Origin of the sequence: Allochromatium tepidum (assembly GCF_018409545.1) — a bacterium.
Classification (GTDB): domain Bacteria; phylum Pseudomonadota; class Gammaproteobacteria; order Chromatiales; family Chromatiaceae; genus Thermochromatium; species Thermochromatium tepidum_A.
Map to the genome: position 1 here is coordinate 2745425 of NZ_AP024563.1, position 24287 is coordinate 2769711.

Here is a 24287-nt window from a genome sequence, read left to right on the forward strand (position 1 = left end):
GCGTGGAGGACTCGATGGAACCAAAGAAACTGGCGATCATCGCCACCAAGGGCTCGCTCGACTGGGCCTATCCGCCCTTCATCCTCGCCTCGACGGCCGCCGCCCTGGGCTATGAGGTGCAGGTCTTCTTCACCTTCTACGGGCTGCAACTCCTGAAGAAGAAGCCGAACCTGGAAGTCACCCCACTGGGCAACCCCGGCATGCCCATGCCTATGGGCATGGACAAGTGGTTCCCGGTGCTGGGTCTGGCGCTGCCCGGTATGCAGGGCATGATGACCGCCATGATGAAGCGGAAGATGAAGAGCAAGGGCGTGGCCGGCATCGAGGAACTGCGCGAGCTCTGTCTGGAGGCCGAGGTCAAGATGATCGCCTGTCAGATGACCGTCGACCTCTTCGACATGCCGAAAGACGAGTTCATCGACGGCATCGAGTACGCCGGCGCGGCGGCCTTCTTCGAGTTCGCCGGCGAGAGCGACATCTGTCTCTATATCTGATCGCGCTGAACCGCACGTCCGGAGCGACCCCGGTCGCTCCGGTCCACTGATCGAAGTCCTCCTGCCCGACATGCCCAACGACACTCGCACCGGCGCCGCCATCCTGCTCGACGTCCTCAACGATCTCGGGGTCGAGACCATTTTCGGACACACCGGCGGGGCGGTCATCCCGATCCATGTCGAGATCAACAAGCGTCTGCGCGCCGGTACGCCCGTGCCGCGCTTCGTGCTCTGTCGGCAGGAAGGCGGCGCCGGACATGCCGCCGAGGGCTATGCACGCGCCGGCGGCCGAGTCGGGGTGGCGCTGGCGACCTCGGGGCCGGGCGCGACCAATCTGATCACGCCGATCGCCGACGCCTACAAGGATTCGCTGCCCACGCTCTTCATCACCGGCCAGGTACCGAGCCGCGCCATCGGTACCGACGCCTTCCAGGAAGTGGACACGGTCGGCCTCACCCGCCCCATCTCCAAGCACAACTATCTGGTCAAGGACGTGGCCGATCTGGAATGGGTGCTGCGCGAGGCCCATGCCCTGGCCATGCACGGACGTCCCGGTCCGGTCGTGGTCGACATCTGCAAGGACGTGCAACTCGCGGCGCTGGAGACGGCCAACGTGCCGCGCGTGCGTCATCGCGAGTCCGTCGCCTTCGACCCCAAGCGCGCCGATGCCATCCTGGACGCGCTCGCCCGCGCCGAGCGTCCGGTGGTCAAGGCCGGCGGCGGCGTCATCCACGCCAATGCGGCGCTGGCGCTGCAACGCTTCGCCGAACGCTTCGACGTGCCGGTGACGACCACCTTCAACGCCCTCGGCGCCCTGCCCTTCGAGCTGGTCTACAACCTCGGGATGCCGGGGATGCACGGCACCATCCCGGCCAACTATGCCCTGCGCGACGCCGATTTCATCCTCGCGCTCGGCGGGCGCTTCGACGATCGGGTCGCGGTGCGCGGGTTCGCCGCGGGCAAGCGCATCGCCCATGTCGACATCGACCCGTCCGAGATCGACAAGACCATCGCCACCGATCTCAATCTGGTCGCGACGCTCGACGAATTCCTGGCCCATGCGCTCGCCTCGGGCCGCTCGGCGCGCCATCCCGAGTGGATGACGCGCATCGGCGAATGGCGCCCGCGCATGATGCCGCCCTACGGCCGGTCCGAGTACATCAAGCCGCAGGCGGCCATCGAGGTCATCTCCGAACTCACCGGCGGCGAGGCGACCCTGGTCACGGGCGTCGGCCAGCATCAGATGTGGTCGGCCCAGTACTACCGCTTCCGCCGTCCACGCCAGTGGATCAGCTCGGGCGGACTCGGCACCATGGGCTTCGGCCTGCCGGCGGCGGTCGGCGCCTGGTACGGCGACCCCACGCATCCGGTGGTCCTGATCGACGGCGACGGCAGCTTCCAGATGAACATCCAGGAACTCGGAACCGTGGTCGCCAACCGGATTCCGCTCAAGATGTTCGTCCTCAACAACAGCTTCCTCGGCATGGTGCGCCAGTGGGAAGACATGATGGACGACGGCCATCATTACGAGACCTGTCTGGCGCGCACGACCGAATGCGACCCGGACTGCATCGACCTCGATCAGAGCTGCCGGCGCCAGATCCCCAACCTGACCGGACTCAAGTACGTCTATCCGCGCCTCAAGACGTTGCGTCTGCGCGATCCGGCGACCCTGCACGCGGACATCGCCGCCGTGCTCGCCGAACCTGGGCCGGTGCTGGTCGACGTCTGGATCGACAAGGCCGAGAACGTCATCCCGATGATCCGCCCTGGGCACAGCCTGGAGCAGATGATCGAGTCCTGAGTCCCGCCTTCGCCGAAAATCCCAACTACGTCCCATCGTCGCGTCCAAGCACCCGCTAAGCTAAGGTCAGGGAAAACCCCAGGCCATTGGGCGAGGAACGCGACTCATGGGCATCAAGGCGAAACTCAAGCTGATCGGTCTGCTGCCGCTGCTGGTGGCGATCGTCTTCGGCGTGACCATCTATCGCGGTCAGGATCGGCTCAATGCCCTGAGCCATCTGGCTCTCAAGACCGATGAGATGCGCGAGGCGCTGCGTGATGTGCGTGACGTGAGCCGGCGCATCCTGGCCACGCGCGACAACGAGATCCGCTACGACGGCTATGACGCGCTGGAGATCGTCAATCTCGGCGTGATGGATCTCGCGGTCTGGCGCGACGAACCGGGGATGAGCCAAACCGTGCGTGAGTTGGACCGGCGTCTGCTCATGGCGCGCATCCATTACGAGATGCTCGACGGCCTGACGGTGCCCATGCTCAAGTGGATCGCCGTGCCTCAGATCACCGAGGTCGAGCAGGCCCTGATGACCGAACTCGACGCGCTCGACACCCGCTTGCGCGCCCTCCATCAGACTGCGCGCGCGGCCCTGGTCGAGCACAGCGACCGGCTCTGGCAGCGCGAGTTCTGGCTGCTCACGCTGACGGCCGTCCTGGTGCTGTGGCTGACCCATCCCATGCTCGACCGTATCGGCACGGCGCTGCACACCCTCACCCAGGGCACGCGCGGACTCGGTCCCGACGGTCTGCCCAGGGAACTCGACCTGACCGGAGAAGACGAATTCGGTCAGGTCGCGCGCGATTTCAACGCCATGGTCCGGCGCCTGGCCGCGTCCGAGGCGGCGCGCGAGGAACGCGCCCGCGATCTGGAAGCGGCGGTCCAGGATCTGGAGAATTTCAGCTATTCGGTCTCGCACGATCTGCGCGCGCCGCTACGGGCCATCGACGGCTTCATCGGCATCCTGCGCGAGGACTACGCCGCGACCCTGGATGCCGAGGGCCAGCGTCTGTTCGGCGTGGTCAGCGCCAACGCGCAGAAGATGGAGCGGCTCATCGACGACATCCTGGCCCTGTCGCGCGCCGGACGCCTGGCGATGGAATGGGTGACGATCGACATGAACCGGATGGTCGACGAGGTCTGGTCGGATCTCCTGGAGACCGCACCCGGACGCGCGATCCGGTTCCGGCGCGAGGATCTGCCGGTCTGCCAGGGCGACCCGCGCGCGATCCGCCAGATCTGGCAGAATCTGCTCGCCAACGCCCTCAAGTTCACCCGTGACCGCGATCCGGCCCTGATCCGGGTCGAAGCCCGGACAGACGCCGGCCTGATCCGCTACAGTGTCAGGGACAATGGCGCCGGCTTCGATCCGGCCTACACCGGCAAACTGTTCGCACTCTTCCAGCGCCTGCACGGCATGGACGAGTTCGAGGGCACTGGGGTGGGCTTGGCGATCGTCAAACGCTTCGCGCAAAAGCACCACGGACAGGTCGAGGCGAGCGGCGCCGTCGATGGTGGTGCGGTCTTCACCTTCAGCCTCCCCATCGATCCCGAATCATGAACAGCGGTAGCGAACGCGGAGGATCGACATGGTCACGAAAGATTCGATGGTGGACATCCTGCTGGCCGAGGACAATCCGGACGATGCCGAACTGGCCATGCGCGCACTGCGCAAGCACAATCTGGGCAATCGTCTGGAATGGGTCAAGGACGGCGCCGCCGCGCTGGATTTCCTCTTCCATCGCGGCGACTATACCCAGTGTCCAAACACGCTGCCGCGCGTCGTGCTGCTGGATCTGCGTCTGCCCAAGGTCGATGGGATCGAGGTGTTGCGCGAGATCCGCGCCCACCCCGAGACCCACGAGTTGCCGGTCGTGGTCCTGACCTCCTCACGCGAGGAACGCGATCTGGTCGCCACCTATGAGCTGGGCGTCAACAGCTTCGTGGCCAAGCCCGTCGCCTTCGACGAATTCGCCCGCACCGTCGCGGAATTGGGGATGTACTGGGTGCTGGTCAACCGCGTGCCGCCGGAGATCCGTTCGACTTGACTGCCCGTCCATTACGCCTGCTGCTGCTGGAAGACAACCCGGCCGATGCCGAACTCAACGAGCGTGTCCTGCGCCGTGCGGGGCTGGTGTTCGAGTCGCGTCGCGTGGAGACGCGCGAGGACTTCCTCGCCGCGCTCGACGACTTTCGGCCCGACGCGATCCTGGCCGATTTCGGGCTGCCGAGCTTCGACGGACTCACGGCCCTGCGTCTGACGCGCGAGCGCGCGCCCGAGCGTCCCTTCATCTTCGTCACGGGTGCGCTCGGCGAGGAGAGCGCCGTGGAGCTGCTGCACAACGGCGCCAGCGACTACATCCTCAAGGACCGTCTGACCCGACTGCCCGACGCGCTCACACGCGCCCTGACGGCCGCGCGCCAGGGTCAGGCGCTGCATCGCGCCGAACAGGAACTGCGCGAGAGCGAGGCGCGTTTCCGCGCGCTCTTCGAGCACATGCGCAGCGGCGTCTGCATCTACGAGGCCATCGAGGACGGGCGCGACTTCATCATCCGCGATCTCAATCATGCCGTGGAATACATCGAGGGTATCGAGGCCCATGAGCTGCTTGGCCGACGACTGACCGAGGTCTTCCCAGGCGTGGCGGAGTGCGGCTTTCTGGCCGTGTTCGAGCGGGTCTGGCGCACGGGTCGCGCCGAGCACATCCCGCCGCGGCTCTATCGCGACCGGCGCATCCAGGGCTGGCGCGAGAACTTCGTCTATCGCCTGCCGCATGGCGAGCTGGTCGCCGTCTACGACGACGTGACCGAGCGGCGCAACCTGGATCTGGCCCTGGAGGAGAGCCGCGAGCGCCTGGAACTGGCACTGGAGGGGTCGGATCTGGGCACGTGGGACTGGAAGGTCCGGACCGGCGAGACCCAATTCAACGAGCGCTGGGCCGGAATGCTGGGGTATCGCCTCGCGGAGCTGGAGCCGACCAGTATCCAGACCTGGAAAGACCTCTGCCATCCGGAGGATCTCGCGCTCGCCAAACAGCGACTCGAGAGCCATTTCCGGGGCGAGGCGTCCTACTACGAATGCGAGTTCCGGCTGCGTCACAAGGACGGGCACTGGGTCTGGATCCTCAATCGCGGCAAGGTCGTCGAGTGGGGGCCGGATCGGCGCCCCGTGCGTATGGCCGGCACCCATCTCGACATCAGCGCACTCAAGCACAGCGAGGCGGAGCTGAATCGCTATCGCCGGCATTTGGAGGAGCTGGTCGAGACCCGCACCCGCGAACTGCGTCTGGCCGAGGAGCACAGCCGGCTGATCCTGGAATCGAGCGCCGACGGACTCTATGGCGTCGACGTCGAGGGGCGCACCACCTTCGTCAACCCGGCCGCCTGTACCATGCTGGGTTACAGCGCCGAGCAGATGCTGGGACGCTCCAGTCACGATCTCGTGCATTACAAGCACGCCGATGGCCGCCCCTACGCGGGGGAAGACTGCCCGCTGCACAGCACCCTGCTGCATGGCGAGGTGCGGCGCGGTGACGATGAGGTCTTCTGGCGCGCCGACGGCACGCCGATGCCCGTGTCCTATTCCTCGCACCCCATCCGGCGCGAGGGCGAGATCGTCGGCGCCGTGGTCAGCTTCATCGACATCTCGACCCAGAAGCAGGCCGAGGCCGCGCGCGAGGCCGCACTCGCCGAGGCCGAGCGACTGGCACGGCTCAAGAGCGAGTTCCTGGCCAACATGAGCCACGAGATCCGCACCCCGCTCAACGCCGTGCTCGGCTTCGCCCAGCTCGGCGTGCGTGAGACGGATCCGGACAAGGTCCGCGCCTTCTTCCGGCGCATCCTCGACTCGGGTCAGTTGCTGCTAGGCATCATCAACGACATCCTCGACTTCTCCAAGATCGAAACCGGCAAGCTCGCCATCAACGATGCCGAGGTCGATCTGCGCGCGGTCATCGAGCGCTCGATGGATCTCCTGAACACCCGGGCCAAGGACAAGGGACTGCGTTTCAGCGTCGAAGAAGCCCCGGATCTGCCGGCCACCTTCATGGGCGACGATCTGCGTCTGTCCCAGGTGCTCGTCAATCTGCTCTCCAACGCCGTCAAGTTCACCGATCGGGGCGCCGTCACCTTCGGCATCCGGCGTGAGGAGGGCCGGCTCGTCTTCAGCGTCGAGGATACCGGCATCGGGATGCGCGAGGACTATCTGGCCAATCTCTTCCAGCCCTTCGAGCAGGCCGACGGCTCGATCACGCGCCGCTACGGCGGCAGCGGTCTGGGACTGGCCATCAGCAAGCGTCTGGTCGAACTGATGGGCGGTGAGATCCGTGCCTGGAGCCGCTTCGGCGAGGGTACGCGCTTCGAGGTGCGTCTGCCGCTGATCGAGCCGCGCGGCGTCATCGGCCCGCGCCGGCTCACCCCCGAGCGCCCGCCCCCGACCGCGACCGGCGCGCGTCTGCGCGGGATCCGCCTGCTGACCGCCGAGGACAATCCGGCCAACCGACTGGTGCTGGAGGAGATGCTGAGAGCCGAGGGCTGCGATCTGACGCAGGTCGAGGACGGACGCCAGGCGGTCGACTGCGTCGAGCGCGAGGGACCGACCGCCTTCGATCTGGTGCTCATGGACATCCAGATGCCGGTGATGGACGGTCTGGAGGCCACACAGCGCATCCATCAGTTCGCCCCCGAGCTGCCGGTCGTCGGCCTGACCGCCCACGCCCTGAACTCCGAGCGTCATCTCTGTCTGCAAGCCGGCATGGTCGATCACATCGCCAAGCCGGTCGACATCGAGCAGCTCGTCGAGACCATCGTGCGTCACGTTCGCCACCGACCCACGACCAGTGCCCGATCCGCTCGGCAAACCGTCACGCCGGCCGTCTCGACCGAGCCGGCACGGCTCGGCACGGACGACAGCCTGGCCGACTGCGATCCATCCGCAGCCTGGATCGATTGGCAGCTGCTGGAATCGCGTTACGCGCACAACCCCGACTTCATCCCGCGTCTGTTGCACGCGGTGCTGGAGTCCAATCAGGGTCAGGCGGATCTGCTGCGCGAGGCGGCCAACCAGGGCAATCGTGACCGACTGGTCTTCATCGCCCATCGGCTCAAGGGCACGGCGGGCAATCTGTTCGCCAAGTCCGTGCATACGCTGGCCACAGAGACCGAGAAGCGCGCACGCGCACTCGACATCGAGGCGCCGCGTCTGGGCCTGGAACTCGCCGACGCACTCGACGGGCTACTCACCGAGATCGGCGCGAGCCGCTGGATGTGCGACCCGACCGAGACCGCCGGCACCGCACCAGCCGAGGAGGGGGCCATCGACACCGCCGAGATCGCCGCCATCCTCGATCGGCTCGCCACCCTGCTCGACACCGACGACACCGAGGCCAATCAGCTCTATGCACGCCATCGGGAGCTGCTGCGGCGCGCGCTCGGCGAGGGCGTCGAACGCCTGGAAGCCGAGATCAAGGACTTCGACTATCAGACGGCCCGCGAGACGTTGCGCACACTGATCGAATCCAACACGGACTGAAAAGCCGTCTGCCGTCCTATGGTCAGGGCAGGGGTTCCGGGCCGATACATTGAACCAATCAATGCATTCCCGGTTGCGCTCGCCGAAAAGCCGACCGATTCTATCGACTCCAGTTCAAACCGCGCTCGACCGACCTCAGGGCGAGTGATCCATATAGAGACCGACACCATGACTGACTACCTGGATATCGGCGGACTGAAGGTCGCCCAGCCACTCCACGCCCTGGTCCGGGACGAGATCACGCCCGGCCTCGGGATCGACCCGGCGGCCTTCTGGCAGTCCTTCGGCGAAATCGTGCGGGAATTCGCGCCCCGTCATCGCGAACTGCTCGCCAAGCGCGACAGCCTGCAACAGCAGATCGACGACTGGCATCGCGCCCATCGCGATCATCCCCTGGATATGGCCGCCTATCGCGCTTTTCTGGTCGAGATCGGCTATCTGCTCCCCGAGGGGCCGGACTTCGCGATCAACACGACGAACGTCGATCCCGAGATCGCCACCATCGCCGGCCCCCAGCTCGTGGTGCCGGTCAGCAATGCCCGCTATGCGCTCAACGCCGCCAATGCGCGTTGGGGCAGTCTCTACGACGCGCTCTACGGCACCGACGCCATCCCGGAGGACGAGGGGCTGGAGCGTGGCGCCGAGTTCAATCCGGCACGCGCGGCGGCCGTGGTCGAACGCGCGGCGGCCTTCCTCGACCAGGCCGTACCGCTCAATCGCGGCTCGCACGCCGACGCCTGCGGCTACAAGCTGGAGAACGGCAAGCTGGTGGCGCTCCTGCCCGACAACAGCGAGACCCTCCTCGCCGATCCGGCGCAGTTCGCCGGATTCCGGGGCAATCCCGATCAGTTGGAGGCCGTGTTGCTGGTCAATCACGGCCTGCACATCGAGATCCGGATCGACCGCAACCATCCGATCGGCGCCGGCAGCGCGGCCGGTGTCGCCGACATCCTGCTCGAATCGGCCGTCACCAGCATCCAGGACTGCGAGGACTCGGTCGCGGCCGTCGACACCGAGGACAAGGTCGCGGTCTATCGGAACTGGCTGGGGCTGATGAAGGGCGATCTCACCGCCCGCTTCAGCAAGGGCGGACGGACGGTCGAGCGTGCCCTGGCCGAGGATCGGACCTACAGCCGTGTCGGGACCGGCTCGCTCACCCTGCCGGGACGCTCGCTGATGCTGGTGCGCAACGTCGGTCATCTGATGACCACGGACGTGGTGCTCGACGCCGAGGGGCGCGAGATCCCCGAGGGACTGATGGACGGCATGATCACCGTGCTCTGCGCCCTGCACGACGTCCATCCCGAGCATGGCGCGCGGCGCAACTCGCGCACCGGCAGCGTCTATATCGTCAAGCCCAAGATGCACGGACCCGAGGAGGTACAGCTCGCGGTCGACCTGTTCGGGCGCATCGAGGAGGCGCTGGGGCTGGCGCGCAACACGCTCAAGATCGGCATCATGGACGAGGAACGGCGCACCACGCTCAACCTCAAGGAATGCATCCGCGCCGCGCGCGAACGGCTCATCTTCATCAACACCGGCTTCCTCGACCGCACGGGCGACGAGATCCACACCGACATGGAAGCCGGCGCCATGCTGCGCAAGGGCGATATGAAGGGCGCGGCCTGGTTGCGCGCCTATGAGGACTGGAACGTCGACGTCGGGCTGGCCTGCGGTCTGCGCGGTCAGGCCCAGATCGGCAAGGGCATGTGGACCATGCCCGACGAAATGGCGGCCATGCTCGCGACCAAGTCGGCGCATCCGCAGGCCGGGGCCAGTTGCGCCTGGGTGCCCTCCCCGACCGCCGCCACCCTGCACGCGATGCACTATCACCAGATCGATGTGGCCGCGATCCAGGCCGAGCTGGCCAAGGGCGAGCGGCGCGCCAGCCTCGATGATCTGCTCCAGATCCCACTCGATCCGAACCGCGCCTGGACGCCGGAAGAGATCCGGCAGGAACTGGACAACAACTGTCAGGGCATCCTGGGTTATGTGGTGCGCTGGGTCGATCAGGGCGTGGGCTGTTCCAAGGTGCCCGACATCGCCAACGTCGGTCTGATGGAGGATCGCGCCACGCTGCGCATCTCCAGCCAGCACGTGGCCAACTGGCTGCATCATGGCGTCGTCGGCGAGTCTCAGGTCATGGAGTCGCTCAAACGCATGGCGGCCGTGGTCGATCAGCAGAACGCGGGCGATCCCTTCTACCGACCCATGGCGCCCGGATTCGACGGCCTGGCCTTCCAGGCGGCCTGTGATCTGGTCTTCAAGGGCCGCGAGGCGCCGAACGGCTATACCGAGCCGACCCTGCACGCCATGCGGCGGCGGTTCAAGGCCGGGAGTTGAGTCGGCCTAAAACCATGCGTCCTGCTGGGCTTTGCGCGTCCGATTCGCTCATCTATAATCGCGCGCGTCAACCGCTTGATTCATCTATGGAGAAGCACGTCATGCCGACTTATGACTACCGCTGTGACACCAATGATCGCGTGATCGAGGTGAGCCATCGCATGAACGAGAACCTGACCAACTGGGGCGAGCTGTGTGCGCGCGCCGGGGTGGAGCTGGGCGATACGCCGGCCGACGCGCCCGTGCATCGTCTGGCCACCGGCGGCAACGTCATCACCAGTTCCAGCCTGGGCAGCGGCCGCGCGCCCATGCCGTCCTGTGCTACCGGCTCCTGCTGTGCCGGCGGCATGTGCGGATTGAATTGATCGTCCTCCCGGACGTCGCTCCAGCCGGGGTCGGTTCGCCGATCCCGGCCCTCTCCAGCGTCATCGAACCTGCCTCGACGGAACCCATGCGGAGCCTCCGGTCTTGAAGTCCATCCTGGTCGTCCGTCTGAGCGCCATCGGTGACATCGTCTTCGCCTCGCCGCTGGTCGCGGCGCTGCGCCGTCGCTGGCCGGAGGCGCGCATCGTCTGGCTGGTCCAGCCCGAATGCGCGGCCCTGCTCGACCGTCATCCGGATCTCGATGCCGTGATCGTCTGTCCGCTGCGCCACTGGCAGCGGCTGTGGCGCGAACGGCGTTATCGCGAGCTTTGGGCAGGGATTCGCACGCTGCGGGCCAATCTGCGTGAGCATGACTTCGATCTGGCGCTCGATCTGCAGGGGCTGCTCAAGAGCGGACTGCTGACCCGGCTGTCGGGGGCGCGCGAGCGCATCGGGCTGGGTTCGCGCGAGGGCAGTCAGTGGCTGATGACGCGCCGGTTGCCGCGCGGGGGCGAGTCCAAGCTGATCGGGTCGGAATATCGCTTTCTGGCCGAGTCGCTCGCCCTGCCGGTCGCGGACGGCTTTCGGATGGCGGTCCACTATGGCGAGGCGGAAGCGGCCTTCGCCGAGTCGGTCATTGCGCGCGAGTCGCTCGCCAACGGCTATGCGGTGTTCTGTCCCTTCACGACGCGGGCGCAGAAACACTGGATCGAAGAGCGCTGGGCCAGGCTCGCGCATCGCGTCCGCGACGAACTGGGGCTGGTGCCTGTGTTGCTCGGCGGTCCGGGCGACCGCGAGGCGGCCCAGCGCATCGCCGATGCGGCCGACGATCAGTTGATCGACCTGACGGGCCAAACCAGTCTCACCGAGGCGGCGGCCCTAATCGACCGCGCGGCACTCCTGATCGGCGTCGATACCGGACTCTCGCACATGGGCATCGCGTTCGAGACGCCGAGTCTGCTGCTGTTCGGCTCGACCTGCCCCTATCTCGACACCACGCGCGCCAAGGCGCGGGTGCTCCATCATGCCCTGCCCTGCTCGCCCTGCAAGCGTCGTCCGACCTGTGACGGGCGGTTCGACTGCATGCGTGCGATCGAGGCCGACGAGATCCTGCGTGCCGCCGACGAGGTGCTGCGGGCGTGAAGATTCTGCACGTCGAGGGCGGGCGTCATCTCTACGGCGGGGCCTTCCAGGTGCTGCATCTGGTGCGCGGACTGGCGGCGCGCGGGCATGAGAATCTGCTGGCCTGTCCGCGCGGCTGTGCGCTCGCCGAGGCCGCCGCGCCCTTCGCCGGGGTGCATGGCCTGCCGATGCATGGCGATGCCGATCTGTCGATGGCGGGGCGTCTGTACCGGCTGATTCGCGCCAGCCGGCCGGACCTAGTCCATCTGCACAGTCGCATCGGCGCCGATGTCATGGGCGGGATCGCGGCGCGGCTGGCCGGCGTGCCTGTGATCCATACGCGCCGGGTCGACAATCCCGAGCCACGTTGGTTGGTTGCCTTGAAGTATCGGCTGCATGATCGGGTCATCGCCATCTCGGAAGGGATCGGGCAGGTACTGATCTCCGAGGGACTACCGGCGGCGAAATTGCGGGTGGTGCGTAGTGCGGTCGATCATGAACGCTATGCGGCGCCGGTCGACCGAGCGGCGGTTCGCGAACGGGTTCAGGTATCGACCGATGCCTTCCTGATCGGCGTGATCGCGCAGTTGATCCCGCGCAAGGGTCATCGTTTCCTGCTCGACGCGCTGCCGGAGCTGATCGCCGCGCATCCCGAGATCCAGGTGCGTTTCTTCGGCCAGGGGCCGCTGGCGGATGATCTGCAACGCCGGATCGATGCGGCCGGACTCGGCGATCATGTTCGGCTTGCCGGTTTTCGCGACGATCTGCCCGAGATCCTGCCCGCGCTCGATCTGGTCGTGCATCCGGCGCTCATGGAAGGCTTGGGCGTCTCGCTGCTCCAAGCCGCCAGCACCGGCGTGCCCATCGTCGCCAGTCGCGCCGGCGGCATCCCCGAAGCGGTGCGCGATGGTGAGAATGGTCTGCTGGTTCCGCCGGGCGATGTCGTGGCCCTGCGAGCAGCGATCGGCGCGCTGCTCGACGATCCCGAACGCCGCCGAGTCCTGGGCGCGGGCGGTCGGGCGCTCATGGTGCGCGAGTTCTCGATCGACGCCATGGTCGAGGGCAATCTCGCGGTCTACCGGGAGCTGATAGACTGAAAAATACGTTCCGGTCTGAAGATAGATCAGAACGTTGATTGACCAACACCGGATATTCGAACGTCCGACAGATAGGATTGAGTCCATGCAAACAAATGTCGTGATCGACGATACCCTCATGGAACGTGCGCTGACGCTCTCCGGACTGCAAAGTCAGCACGAGGCCATCGAAGAAGGACTGCGCCTGCTGGTGCGCCTGAAAGAACAGGAGCGTCTGCGAACAGCGCGAGGAAAGCTGCACTGGGAAGGCGATCTGGATGCCATGCGACGGGATCAGCCCTGATGGTGCTCGTCGATTCCTCGGTTTGGATCGATTATTTCAACGGAGATGGTTCAGGACTTGATGACCATCGTGCATTGTTTTTCGTCTCGATTGTATGGGTTGCGAAACGTTCGCAAAACGCTCAACGAGGCACTCGATAAGGATCAGGGTCAGGCTGAATGAAAGTGACGCGGATTCTGCACGCCAAGCGCCCGAACACGGGCAAGGTCGCCGCCTTGCACGAACAGGCGCGACGGCTCGGGCAGGTGCGCTCTGAGGTTTGGCAGCGGTTTGGGTCGATCAGTGGCGTGGGTCTGTCGGATCGCCGGATTCGCGATGCCTGGTTGAGCGAAGGGCGGACCTTCCCGGTGTCGGCCAATGCCTGGAAAGAAACCCTGCGCGACGCCAAGAGCGACATCACCGCCCATACGGAAGCGGCTAAGGTCAAGGCGCGCCGCTCGATCCGGCGGCACACCCCAAACATCGCGGGCACAATCACACCCACAACCAAATCATCGTGCGTTCCGATAACTACACCACTTTTCACCTCGGCGGGCGCGTCCGGATCAAGATTCCCGGACTGGAGAAAGGCCAACGCATCGCCATCCCGCTCGATACCACGGTTGCACCGACCGGCACGCTGCGGATCATTCTGAAAGACGACGACCGCATCGAGGTCCACACCACCATCGAAGTCGAAGCCAAACAGGATTGCGGCGAGCGCACCATCGGCGTCGATAAAGGCTACTCCGAGGTACTGGTCGATTCCGATGGCGACCACCATGGCCCGGAACTGGGCGCGCTCCTCACCGACACCTCCGACAAGCTCAAAGCCAAGTACCGGCGCCGCGCCAAGCTGCGTGCGCTCGCCAACAACACCCGCAACCCGCGCAAGCGCGAGCACATCCGCCGCTTCAACCTCGGGCGCCGGAAGCTCGATCGGCAGCTGGACCAGACCCAAGCACGGATTCGCGACACCGTCTTTCAGGCCGTTCACACCGTCGTCGATAAAGCCGCCGTCATCGCGGCGGAAGACCTCACCGCCCCCATGTCCGGCAAGTCCTTCGGCAAGAACGTCAATCGCAGGCTCGCCGCCTGGACGAAAGGCGTCATTGCCGAAGCGCTTGACAGCGTTTCAAGCCGTCGAGGTTCGACGGTCGTTCTCGTTAATCCGGCTTACACATCGCAAATGGATTCCCGAACCGGTTGTCTCGACGGCAAGCGGCAAGGGGATCAATTTCACTGTTCCGACGGGGTTGTGTTGCAGGCTGACGAGAATGCGGCGCGAAACGTGCCGGCGAGGTTGTCGGACCCGGACATCGAGCGGTTCACGCCGTTCCAGCGGGTCAAGGCGATCTTGCCGGCACGGACTGAGCGCCTCCGGTTGGGACTGCTCAACCCGGACTCCAGTTGCTCGCCCGGTCAACCCCGGGTGCTATCAACGGAGAGCGAATTGCCGAATGAGCACTTTCGAGTATGAAATTCGGAGCAGCGTCTGCAACGTGCCGTACTACGCGATGCGCTCTGGGCCGAGGTCGCCGACCACAAGAACGTCTTCTTCGCCTTCATCTACGCTTCGCAGGCACCGGCGGAGGACGACACGCGACCCGTGATCGACGCCCATAACGCAGATCGTGCCGTGATCCTTTTGCGACCCGACGCACGAAATACAGACACAGATTTGCGTTACATTGACGCTCCGTCGACCGATCGAGTGAGGAACCATGTCCGTCATTCTCAATGCTTTGATCCATACCGTCACGCGCGCGCGCTGGCACAACTTCATGGGGCGCTGCCGCAACCTGGAGCAGACCCAGCGTCGTCTGCTGGAAGAGCGCCTGGAGCGCAACGCCGACACGGTCTTCGGACGCGAACATGGCTTCGCGCGTCTGAAGTCACCCGCCGACTATGCACGCGCCCTGCCCGTCTCCAGTTGGGAGACCGTCGATCCCTATGTCGACCGCATCATCGCCGGCGAGACCAATGTCCTGACCGCCGGTCCCCTGCCCTACATGTTCAACAAGACCAGCGGCACCACCGGCAAGCCCAAGCTGATCCCGGTGACACCCGAGAGCAGGCAGGGCAATGCGCTCAACCAGAAGGTCTGGGCCTTCGCCGCCATCGAGCGCCATCCGCGCTTCCTGGCCGGCAAGGTGTTTCCGATCGTCAACAAGGCGGTCGAGGGCTACACGCCGCACACCAACATCCCCTATGGCGCGGTCTCCGGGCTGATGGTGCGCGATGCTCATCCGCTGGCGCGCGCCAAGTACGCCTATCCCTATGACGCCGTCGAGATCGAGGACTTCAACGCACGCCGCTATGCGATGATGCGCTGTGCCGTCCCCGAGTCGGTCAGTTTCATCCCGGCCTCCAATCCCAATGCCCTGCTCAAGCTGTTCGAGAGCGCCGATGAGCACAAGGCCGACCTCTTGCGCGACATCCACGACGGTACGCTCTCGGCGAACCACGACATCCCTGGGCCGATCCGCGAGGCGCTGAGCCGCCGCTTCAAGCCCAATCCGAGCCGGGCGCGCGAACTGGAGCGGCTGGCCGAGCGCGCCGGACGGCTTCAGCCGCGCGACTACTGGCCGGATCTCAAGCTCATCGGCTGCTGGAAGGGCGGCACCGTGGGTCAGTTCGCCCGGCATCTGCACGACTGGTGCTCGCCGCAGCTCAAACTGCGCGACACCGGCTACATGGCCAGCGAGGCCCACATCACCATCCCGATCAGCGACGAGGGCAACAGTGGTCTGCTGACCATCCACACCAACTATTTCGAGTTCATCCCGGAGGAGGAATTCGGACGCCCGGACGCGCGCGTGCTCATGGCCCACGAGCTGGAGGTCGGCGTGCCCTATCAGATCCTGCTGACCACGGCCGGCGGGCTCTATCGCTATTCCATCAACGACGTCATCGAGGTGACGGGGTTCTATCAGGGCGCGCCGCTGGTGAGCTTCCTGCGCAAGGGGCGCGATGTGATGAATCTTCAGGGCGAGAAGGTCAGCGCCAATCAGATCCTGATCGCCGTCCAGGGCGCCTGTGCCGAGACCGGCGTGACGCCCATGCACTTCATGGTCGTGGGCGAATCGGCGACCTCGCGCTATCACCTGCACATCGAACCGGCCGGCGAGACGCCGGAGCAGAGCGTGATGCACCGTCTGCTCGCGAGCTTCAACACCCGTCTGTGCGAGATCAACCATGTCTTCAAGCGCTATCAGGAACTCGATATGCTCAAACCCACGGCCCTGTCGCTGATGGAGCGCGGCTGGCTCAGCGCCATCGTCGACCACCAGGTCGCCTCCGGGATGCGCGACACCCAGTTCAAACCTGTGGTCCTGGGTTCGGAACTCCCGCCCGGCGGTCGCCTCCTCTATACCATCGACATCCGGGAGGGCGCACCCGCATGACGGTCGAACACGCCCGACGTCCCAAGGTCGCCGTGGTGCTCTCCAGCGGCGGCATCAAGCCGCTGGCGGCGATCCCGCTGTTCGAGTTCCTCGACGAGTCACGGATTCCGGTCGACCTGCTGGTCGGCTGTAGCGGCGGCAGCATCATGAGCGCCATGCGCGGCTGCGGCTATGATTCCGATCACATCCGCGAACTCATCGGGCGCGTGGCCCAGCGCGGCCTGTTCTCCTCAATCGACCTGCGCGCGGTGCTCGGCATGGGGCGTCTGCCCTTCGGGCGCTTCGACATGCGCACCGGGCTGGTGCGGCCGACCCGGCTGAAGCGCGCGCTCCATGAGATGTTCGGCGACCGGCGGGTCGAGGATCTCTCGCCCAAGACCGTGATCCAGGCCACCGACATCCGGACCGGCGACGGCGTGGTCATCGAGGAAGGGCTGTTGACCGATGCGGTCTATGCCTCCAGCGCTGTCTTTCCGATGCTGCCGCCGCTGGAGCTGAACGGTCGGCTGCTCGCCGACGGCTACTACACCTCGTCGCTGCCGGTGATGGAGGCGGTCAAGCGCGGCATGGACGTCATCATCGCCGTGATCTTCCACGACCCGATCGACACTCGGCCCAACGACTACATCGCCTGTCTGTCCAATTACTACACCATCCAGGGTGACGCCATCACGCGCTTCCAGCTCGCGCTCTCGATCGAGCTGCACCACCACGAGATCATCATCATCAAGGTGCCCTTCGACCGCCCCATCAACATGTGGGACGTGCACCACATCCCCTACATCATCGACACCGGACGGGCCGTGGTCGAACAGCGTCAGGAGGAAATCCTGGAGGCCATCGGGTCGTTCTCCGGACCGTCCGCAACGGTCACGGACTGATGAGGGCATCGCCCGCACGAATGCGGGCGATGCGGTATCACCGGGTCGCCCCCGGCTCGGGTTGGATGTCCGCCGAGCGGATGTCTCGGATGATGCTTCGGCTCGCCGGCCAGAACAGGGCCGTGACCACCAGTACCGCCACGCCGGCGGCCAATGAGGCCTGATGCAGTCCCAGCATCTGGCTCAGCCAGCCGCCGAGCAGATTGCCCACCGGGATGGAACCGAACACGGCCAGCAGATAGAAGGCCATGACCCCGGCCCGGTGGTCGTCGTCGATGCTCAGTTGCAGCAGTGTGTTGGCCGCCACGCCCTGCGCGATATAGGACAGCCCAAGCATGACGGTGACGAGCATGGCCAGCCAGAGCCCGTGTGAGAGCGACAGCAGGATCAAGGCCAATCCAAGCAGGACGCCCGCGAGTCGGAACATGGGCCACAGCCGCTCGGGTCGACGCTGGGTACCGATCAGGGCCGCGCCGATCAGAGCGCCGACACCGATGCCGCCCATCAGCCAGCCCAGTCCCTGCGGACCGGCCTCCACGACCTCGCCCGCCCACACCGGCAGCATCACATAGACCGACATGGTCGCTACCGCCACCAGGGTGTAGGACAGGATCAGATAGCGCAGTGGCGCCGTGCTCAGGATGAAGCCCAGATTACCGAGCGCGCCCCGCACCCGTCGCGTCCCGGCCCCCTCGACCGGCGGCGTCAGACAGATGAACAGCAGGGCGGTGATCATGCACAGATAGCTCACCGCATTGAGCAGGAAGCAGGGCGCGGGTCCGGTCTGTGCCATCACCCATCCGGCCAGCGGCGGTCCAACGGCGCGCGCGGTGTTGAACAGCATCGAGTTCAGCGAGATGGCCGCCGGCAGATGATCGCGATTGCTCACCAGACGCGGCACGATCGCCTGCCGGCTCGGGCTGTCGAAGGCGGTCAGTACGCTCATGAGACAGCCCATGACCACGATCAGCGGTAGGGTGAGCAGCTCGAAATGCGCCAGCGCCGCCAGGATCAGGGCCTGGATGGCGAAGAGTGTCTGGAGCACGATCAGCAGGCGCCGTCGCTCGAAGCGGTCGACCAGCGCACCGGCGAAGGGCAGCAGGAGCAGGATCGGCAGATTGATGGCCGCCGTCAGATACCCGAGCATCAGGGCCGAGTCGGTCAGCTGGTAGAGCATCCAGTTGAAGGCCGTGCTCTGGATCCAGTAGCCGATCAGCGACAGTCCCTGGCCGACGAAGAAGAAGCGATAGTTGCGCTCGCCGAAGGTCTTGAGCAGTGTCGTCATGTCGGTTCCGCGCTAGGCTCCGGTGGTCGGATCCGTGGGTGAAACGAACCCCTCGGTGAGATCCGGCTCGGCGAGCTGATAACCGACGATCTTCGGCTTGGCCTGATAGCCGCCGCGCTGGGAGAGCGCCTCCAGCCAGCCGGCGCGCATCAGCCGCAGGCGCGGCGGCTTGAAGGTGCCGTTGCCGCGCCGCAGGTCATAGCCATAGCTCAGTGTCCGCAGCTCGCGGTCGAAGGACTCGACCAACCGGCGCCAGACCGCTTCATCGGCGGTCGCGGCGGGTTCGACGCAGAGTTCATAGCTCAGGCTGGATTCATCCGCGACCCATTGGAAATGACGGATGGCCGCACCCGCCGCACTCTGGGCCGCCTCCATCGCCATGGCCACCTGACGGGCATCGAGCTTTTCACCGAGCAGATTCAGGACGTCGCCGACCTTGCGCAGGAACATCACCAGGGGCGCGCGTCCCTGGAACCCCGTGACCTCGATCAGATCGCCCAGACAATAGCGATAGAGTCCGGCGGCACTGGTCAGGATCAGTTGATAGCGTTGCCCGACCTCCAGCTCATGGGCCAGCAGCGTCGGCGCATCCGGCGTCTGGGGCGTCTCCTCGGGCAGGAACTCGAAGAAGAGGCTGTGGATGGCGAGCACGCCGGCAGAGGTCGCGTCGCTCATGGGAATGGTCAGCAAACCCTCGCTGGCGCCATAGCCGTATTCGCGAAACACCGTCCCCGGCGGGCAGCGTTCGGCCAGATCGGCGAGGAAGCGCCCCATGAGTCCGGTCTTCCAGCAGACGATCAGACGCAGATTCGGCCAGACCGAACGGGCCGTGAGCGCATCCAGGGCGCGCAGTTCGGCGGCACGCTCGGGATTGGGCTGCAATCCCGCCTCCAGACGCCGGTGCAGGTCCGCCGGCAAGGGCGTCGGCGTCGAGACGGTCCCGGACGCGATATCGGCGATGAATGCCTCGGCCAGGATCGGAAGCTGATCGAAGAGCTGGGTGAAGTTGAGCGGATTGTTGCCGATCGCCAGTGTCAGATCGCGTTCGAGCGCGAAACGCAGCATGGCATAGACGCGACTGACCGGATCCTTGATCTCCAGGACGGCGGGGGGATAGGCGAAGCGGCGCTGGAGTTCGGCCGGTGCGCGGGTCATCGTCATGCCGGATGCCGAGCCATAGGGGATGCCCTGGGCGGTCTGTCCGGCGACCGGCGCATTGGCTAGCGCCAGGATGTCGCCCTGCAAGACCTCGGGATGATCGCGCAGCACGCCGAGCAGACGCAGAGCCATGGTGACGCCATTGGCTGTCTGGGTGGCCTCGTTGGCGGGGATGAGCTTGGGCTTGCCCGTGGTGCCGCTGGTCATGACGAAGCGCGAGACCGGCTGCCCCTGGGTCAGCGCGTCCGGCTCGCCCTCGACCAGCGCCGTCACATAGGGCTCGATCTCGTTCCAATCGCGCAGCGGAACCTGACGACGAAAGTCGTCGATCGAGGCGATGCGCGCGAATCCATGCTCGCGTCCGAAACGGCTGTCGGCGTTGCGTCGCACCAGGTCGAGCAACAGCGTCTCCTGGACCGAATCGGCACGCTCGCAGAGTGCGGCGAAACCTTGCTGGAGTGCCGGGCCTTGGAGTGAGGCCAGTTCAGTCGAGAATGTCATTCGGTTCCTCCGCGAGAATCCCCGCCCTCGGGCGAGATCATTGACCAATGCGATGCACGCCTGCGTGACTCGGCCGAATGCCGGCGGCGGACAGTGATTCTACGGCGATTCACCGAATGCGGATACCCGGCCGGGACGCGCCTCAGACAGACCGGCGACGCGCCGGCTTTGGGCGTCCGGGGAGTGCCGGGGTCGTCCGGCGGTTCATCGCGGGCGCGCGCCGGCCCTCGGGCGTCCCGCCCGTCCCCGGCGGCTGGAAGCTCGGCACCAGATGGCGCTTGCCGTTGCCGATGAGGTCGGCGCGACCCATGTCCTTGAGCGCCTGACGCAGCAACGGCCAGTTCTCCGGATCGTGATAGCGCAGAAAGGCCTTCTGCAGGCGGCGCTGACGCATCCCGCGCACCACCGGGACCGACTCCGCGTTCGGCGAGACCCGTTTCAGCGGATTGCGTCCGGTGTGATACATGGCGGTGGCGATCGCCAGCGGCGTGGGCAGGAAGGACTGGACCTGATCGAGCCTGAGCTTGTGGCGCTTGAGCCAGACGGCGAGATTGAGCATGTCGACATCGGTCGTCCCCGGATGACCGGCGATGAAATAGGGGATCAGATACTGCTCTTTTCCGGCTTCGCGCGAATAGCGGTCGAAGAGTTCCTTGAAGCGGTCGAAGATGCCGATGCCGGGTTTCATCATCTTGCTGAGCGGCCCGGATTCGGTGTGCTCGGGCGCGATCTTGAGATAGCCGCCGACATGGTGCGTGACCAGCTCGCGGATGTAGGCCGGCGAGCGCATGGCCAGGTCATAGCGCAGACCCGAAGCGATGAGCACGCGCTTGATGCCGGGCACGGCGCGCGCCTTGCGATAGAGCTGGATCAGCGGGCCGTGATCGGTGTTGAGATTGCGGCAGATGTCGGGATAGACACAGGAGAGCTTGCGACAGGCCGCCTCGATGCGCGGATCGCGGCAGCCGAGACGCCACATGTTGGCCGAGGGTCCGCCCAGATCCGAGATGGTGCCGGTGAAACCGGGCGCGCGGTCGCGCACCTCGCCGATCTCGCGCAGGATCGAATCCTCGGAACGGTTCTGGATGATGCGTCCCTCGTGCTCGGTGATGGAGCAGAAGGTGCAGCCGCCGAAACAGCCGCGCAGGATGATGACCGAGTGCCGGATCATCTCCCAGGCCGGCAGCCGCGCCTCGCCATAGCTCGAATGCGGACGGCGGGTGAAGGGCAGTTCGTGCAGCCGATCGAGCTCGGAACTGGTGAGCGGGATCGGCGGCGGGTTGAGCCAGACCGCGCGCTCGCCATGCGCCTGGACCAGGGCGCGCGCATTGCCCGGATTGGTCTCCAGATGGAAGACGCGCGAGGCATGGGCATAGAGCACCGGATCGTCGCGCACCTGCTCGAAGGACGGCAGCCGGATGACGGTCTTGTCGCGCTCGGCGCGCGGCATGGGTGCAACCACGGGCACCCCCTCGGCACGCTGCTCGCAGCGCGGATCGTCCTCATAGGGATCGTTGTGGAGCTTGAGCGGTCCGGGCATGTCGAGCCGGGTGGAATCGAGCACAGTCCAGTCCTCCGGCAGGGGGCCGCGATGAACGAAGGCCGTGCCGCGCAGATCGCGGATCGACTCGATCGGCTCGCCGCGCGCCAGACGGTGCGCCAGTTCCACCAGCGCCCGCTCGGCATTACCATAGATGAGCAGATCCGCCTTGGAATCGACCAGCACCGAGCGGCGCACCGTCTCCGACCAGTAGTCGAAATGCGCGATGCGGCGCAGACTGGCCTCGATCCCGCCGATGACGATGGGCACTCCCTTGTAGGCTTCGCGCGCGCGCTGGGCGTAGACCGTCACCGAGCGGTCGGGGCGGCGTCCCGGTTCGGCGTTCGGCGTATAGGCATCGTCGGAGCGCGCGCGCCGGTCGGCGGTGTAGCGGTTGACCATGGAGTCCATGTTGCCCGCCGTGATGCCGAAGAACAGATTCGGCCGCCCGAGACGCTGGAAGTCGGCCGCCGAGGTCCAGTCCGGCTGCACGATGAGTCCGACCCGAAAGCCCTGCGCCTCCAACAAGCGCCCGATGATCGCCATGCCGAACGACGGATGATCGACATAGGCATCCCCGGTGACGATGACGATGTCGCAACTGTCCCAGCCGAGCAGGTCCATTTCGGCGCGCGAGATCGGCAGTTCCGGAGCCGTGCCGAATTTATGGGCCCAGTGCTTGCGGTAGGAGAAGAGATCGGGAGCGGATGGCATCGTCATGGCTGGAGCGGTCGAACAGTGATCGGAACCGCATTGTAGCGCCAAGAAGACGAGTGGACCCGCTGGGCGCAATCATCCAAAATGCGTCGCTCGCATGGTTCATTCAGCGCGCCGGAAGTTCGGGCCGGCGTTGCAATCGAGGTTGATGACGTGGATTTGGCAACCCTATTGGGCTTCGTTGGCGCCATCGGCGTCATGGTCGGCGCCATCGTGCTCGGTGGCGATATCGGCGTTTTCATCAATGTGCCGTCGATCGCGGTCGTACTCGGCGGCACCACCTTCGTGGTGCTCTTTCGCACCACCCTGAGCCAGTTCTTGGCCAGCTTCAAGATCGCCATGGGCGCCTTCTTCGCCAAACCGATCCCGCCGCAGTCGCTGATCGAAGAGGCCGTGGCCCTGGCCAATGTCGCGCGCCGTGAGGGCCTGCTCGCCCTGGAAGGCAAGGAGATCTCGCATCCCTTTCTCGAAACCGGCATTGGCCTATGCATCGACGGCCATCCGCCTGAGGTCGTCCAGAAAGTACTGAGCAAGGACATCAATCTGGCCATCCAGCGTCAGGAGGCCGGTTACAGCGTCTTCAAGGCCACGGGCGAGGTCGCGCCCGCCATGGGCATGATCGGTACCCTCATTGGTCTGGTGCAGATGTTGGCCAACATGGACGACCCCAAGAGTATCGGTCCGGCCATGGCCGTTGCCCTGTTGACGACGCTCTACGGCGCCTTTCTCGCCAACGGCATCGCCATCCCGATCGCCGAGAAGCTCAAGCTGCGCGCCAACGAGGAGAAGCTCAACAAGAGCCTGATCCTGGAATCGATCTCGGGTATCCAGGAGGGCCTGAATCCGCGTGTGCTTGAACAGTTGCTCATGACTTATCTTCCGGAAAACCAGCGCCAGGGTGCTGGAAAAGACTGATGACTCACACGCCGGCCCAGGAGGGATGACATCGTGGAACAATGCGAATGCCCCGAACAGGAATGTCCGCCTGCGGGTGCGCCCGAATGGATGGCCACCTTCGCCGACCTCATGTCGCTGTTGATGTGTTTCTTCGTGCTGCTGCTATCGTTCTCCGAAATGGACGTCATCAAGTACAAACAGGTCGCCGGCTCGATGAAAGCGGCTTTCGGCGTGCAGCGCGACATCGAGGCCGATCAGGATCCGCTGGGTACCAGCATCATCATGCAGGAGTTCTCACCGGCCCAGCCGCAGCCGACCGTACTCAACGAGGTCCGGCAGCAGACCACGGATGAGATGAAACGGATGCTGGAGATCCTCGACCCGGCGGTCGAGGATGCACAGGACAAGGCCGAGGATCTCAAGCAGGAACTCAAGAAGGAGATCGCCGAGGGCCTGCTCGAGATCAACACCATCGACGATCAGGTCATCATCCGCATCCGCGAAAAGGGCTCCTTCCCTTCGGCCTCGGCGCGGATCGATCCGGCCTTCAAGGCCATGCTGATGAAGATCGCCGATGCCCTCAATCAGGTCGAGGGCCGCATCCTGATCGCCGGACACACCGACAACGTCCCGATCGAGACGCTCGAATTTCCCTCGAATTGGGTGCTCTCGGCGGCGCGCGCCGCCTCCGTGGCCCACACCATGACCCAGAAGGGCGGCATCGCCCCCGAGCGCGTCGAGATACGCGCCTATGGCGAAAACCGCCCACTGGAGTCCAACGAGACCCCTGAGGGCCGGGCCAGTAATCGCCGGGTAGAGATCATCGTGCTCGGCGAGCGCAGCGCCCAGACGCTGCTCGAAAACATCGGCGACGACGACAATCCGTAGGCAGAGA

18 protein-coding genes are annotated in these 24287 nt (G+C 65.5%); 15 read left to right on the plus strand and 3 right to left on the minus strand.

Features of this window, described 5'->3' with window-relative positions:
• Positions 1–14 precede the first annotated feature (14 nt).
• From dsrE2 to Atep_RS13280, 13 genes are all read left to right on the plus strand, one after another.
• Positions 15–494: a sulfur carrier protein DsrE2 gene (gene dsrE2 / locus Atep_RS13220; RefSeq protein ID WP_213378939.1), complete on the plus strand. Its 480-nt coding sequence runs from the start codon at positions 15–17 to the stop codon at positions 492–494.
• Between the two features lie 70 nt (positions 495–564).
• On the plus strand, positions 565–2298 hold the full coding sequence (ilvB, locus tag Atep_RS13225; protein WP_213378940.1) for a biosynthetic-type acetolactate synthase large subunit: 1734 nt from the start codon (positions 565–567) through the stop codon (positions 2296–2298).
• A gap of 106 nt (positions 2299–2404) precedes the next feature.
• Positions 2405–3850 carry a sensor histidine kinase gene (locus Atep_RS13230; RefSeq protein ID WP_213378941.1) on the plus strand — a complete coding sequence of 482 codons (1446 nt, stop codon included), beginning with the start codon at positions 2405–2407 and terminating at the stop codon, positions 3848–3850.
• A 28-nt stretch (positions 3851–3878) separates the two neighbouring features.
• Positions 3879–4337, plus strand: a complete 459-nt coding sequence (locus tag Atep_RS13235; RefSeq protein ID WP_213378942.1) for a response regulator — start codon at positions 3879–3881, stop codon at positions 4335–4337.
• Positions 4334–7819, plus strand: coding sequence for a response regulator (locus Atep_RS13240; RefSeq protein ID WP_213378943.1), 3486 nt, complete (start codon positions 4334–4336; stop codon positions 7817–7819). The genes Atep_RS13235 and Atep_RS13240 overlap by 4 nt, the downstream gene beginning before the upstream one ends.
• 168 nt (positions 7820–7987) lie before the next feature.
• Complete coding sequence (locus tag Atep_RS13245; protein ID WP_213378944.1) at positions 7988–10162, plus strand: malate synthase G; 2175 nt, start codon at positions 7988–7990, stop codon at positions 10160–10162.
• 101 nt (positions 10163–10263) lie between these two features.
• Positions 10264–10527, plus strand: a complete 264-nt coding sequence (locus tag Atep_RS13250; protein WP_213378945.1) for an FmdB family zinc ribbon protein — start codon at positions 10264–10266, stop codon at positions 10525–10527.
• A 103-nt stretch (positions 10528–10630) separates the two neighbouring features.
• Positions 10631–11668: a glycosyltransferase family 9 protein gene (locus Atep_RS13255; RefSeq protein ID WP_213378946.1), complete on the plus strand. Its 1038-nt coding sequence runs from the start codon at positions 10631–10633 to the stop codon at positions 11666–11668.
• Positions 11665–12744 (plus strand): glycosyltransferase, encoded by a 1080-nt coding sequence (locus tag Atep_RS13260; RefSeq protein ID WP_213378947.1) that lies wholly within the window; start codon positions 11665–11667, stop codon positions 12742–12744. The genes Atep_RS13255 and Atep_RS13260 overlap by 4 nt, the downstream gene beginning before the upstream one ends.
• 85 nt (positions 12745–12829) lie before the next feature.
• On the plus strand, positions 12830–13027 hold the full coding sequence (locus tag Atep_RS13265) for a type II toxin-antitoxin system VapB family antitoxin (protein WP_213378948.1): 198 nt from the start codon (positions 12830–12832) through the stop codon (positions 13025–13027).
• Between the two features lie 496 nt (positions 13028–13523).
• A complete protein-coding gene (locus tag Atep_RS13270; protein ID WP_236786216.1) occupies positions 13524–14486 on the plus strand; it encodes an RNA-guided endonuclease TnpB family protein in 963 nt (320 codons plus the stop codon).
• Positions 14487–14730: 244 nt separating this feature from the next.
• Positions 14731–16413 (plus strand): GH3 auxin-responsive promoter family protein, encoded by a 1683-nt coding sequence (locus Atep_RS13275; RefSeq protein WP_213378949.1) that lies wholly within the window; start codon positions 14731–14733, stop codon positions 16411–16413.
• Positions 16410–17294: a patatin-like phospholipase family protein gene (locus Atep_RS13280; protein WP_213378950.1), complete on the plus strand. Its 885-nt coding sequence runs from the start codon at positions 16410–16412 to the stop codon at positions 17292–17294. Before Atep_RS13275 ends, Atep_RS13280 begins: the two co-directional genes overlap by 4 nt.
• A 37-nt stretch (positions 17295–17331) precedes the next feature.
• On the opposite strand, the gene Atep_RS13285 is transcribed toward Atep_RS13280, so the two are convergent.
• From Atep_RS13285 to Atep_RS13295, 3 genes are all read right to left on the minus strand, one after another.
• Complete coding sequence (locus Atep_RS13285) at positions 17332–18579, minus strand: MFS transporter (RefSeq protein ID WP_213378951.1); 1248 nt, start codon at positions 18577–18579, stop codon at positions 17332–17334.
• 12 nt (positions 18580–18591) lie between these two features.
• On the minus strand, positions 18592–20238 hold the full coding sequence (locus Atep_RS13290) for a GH3 auxin-responsive promoter family protein (protein WP_213378952.1): 1647 nt from the start codon (positions 20236–20238) through the stop codon (positions 18592–18594).
• 142 nt (positions 20239–20380) lie between these two features.
• Positions 20381–22492 carry a YgiQ family radical SAM protein gene (locus tag Atep_RS13295; RefSeq protein WP_213381692.1) on the minus strand — a complete coding sequence of 704 codons (2112 nt, stop codon included), beginning with the start codon at positions 22490–22492 and terminating at the stop codon, positions 20381–20383.
• Between the two features lie 156 nt (positions 22493–22648).
• Between Atep_RS13295 and pomA the strand changes: the two genes are divergently transcribed.
• On the plus strand, positions 22649–23410 hold the full coding sequence (pomA, locus tag Atep_RS13300) for a flagellar motor protein PomA (protein ID WP_213378953.1): 762 nt from the start codon (positions 22649–22651) through the stop codon (positions 23408–23410).
• Positions 23411–23440: 30 nt separating this feature from the next.
• Positions 23441–24280, plus strand: a complete 840-nt coding sequence (gene tssL / locus Atep_RS13305) for a type VI secretion system protein TssL, long form (protein ID WP_213381695.1) — start codon at positions 23441–23443, stop codon at positions 24278–24280.
• The last annotated feature ends 7 nt before the right edge of the window (positions 24281–24287 follow it).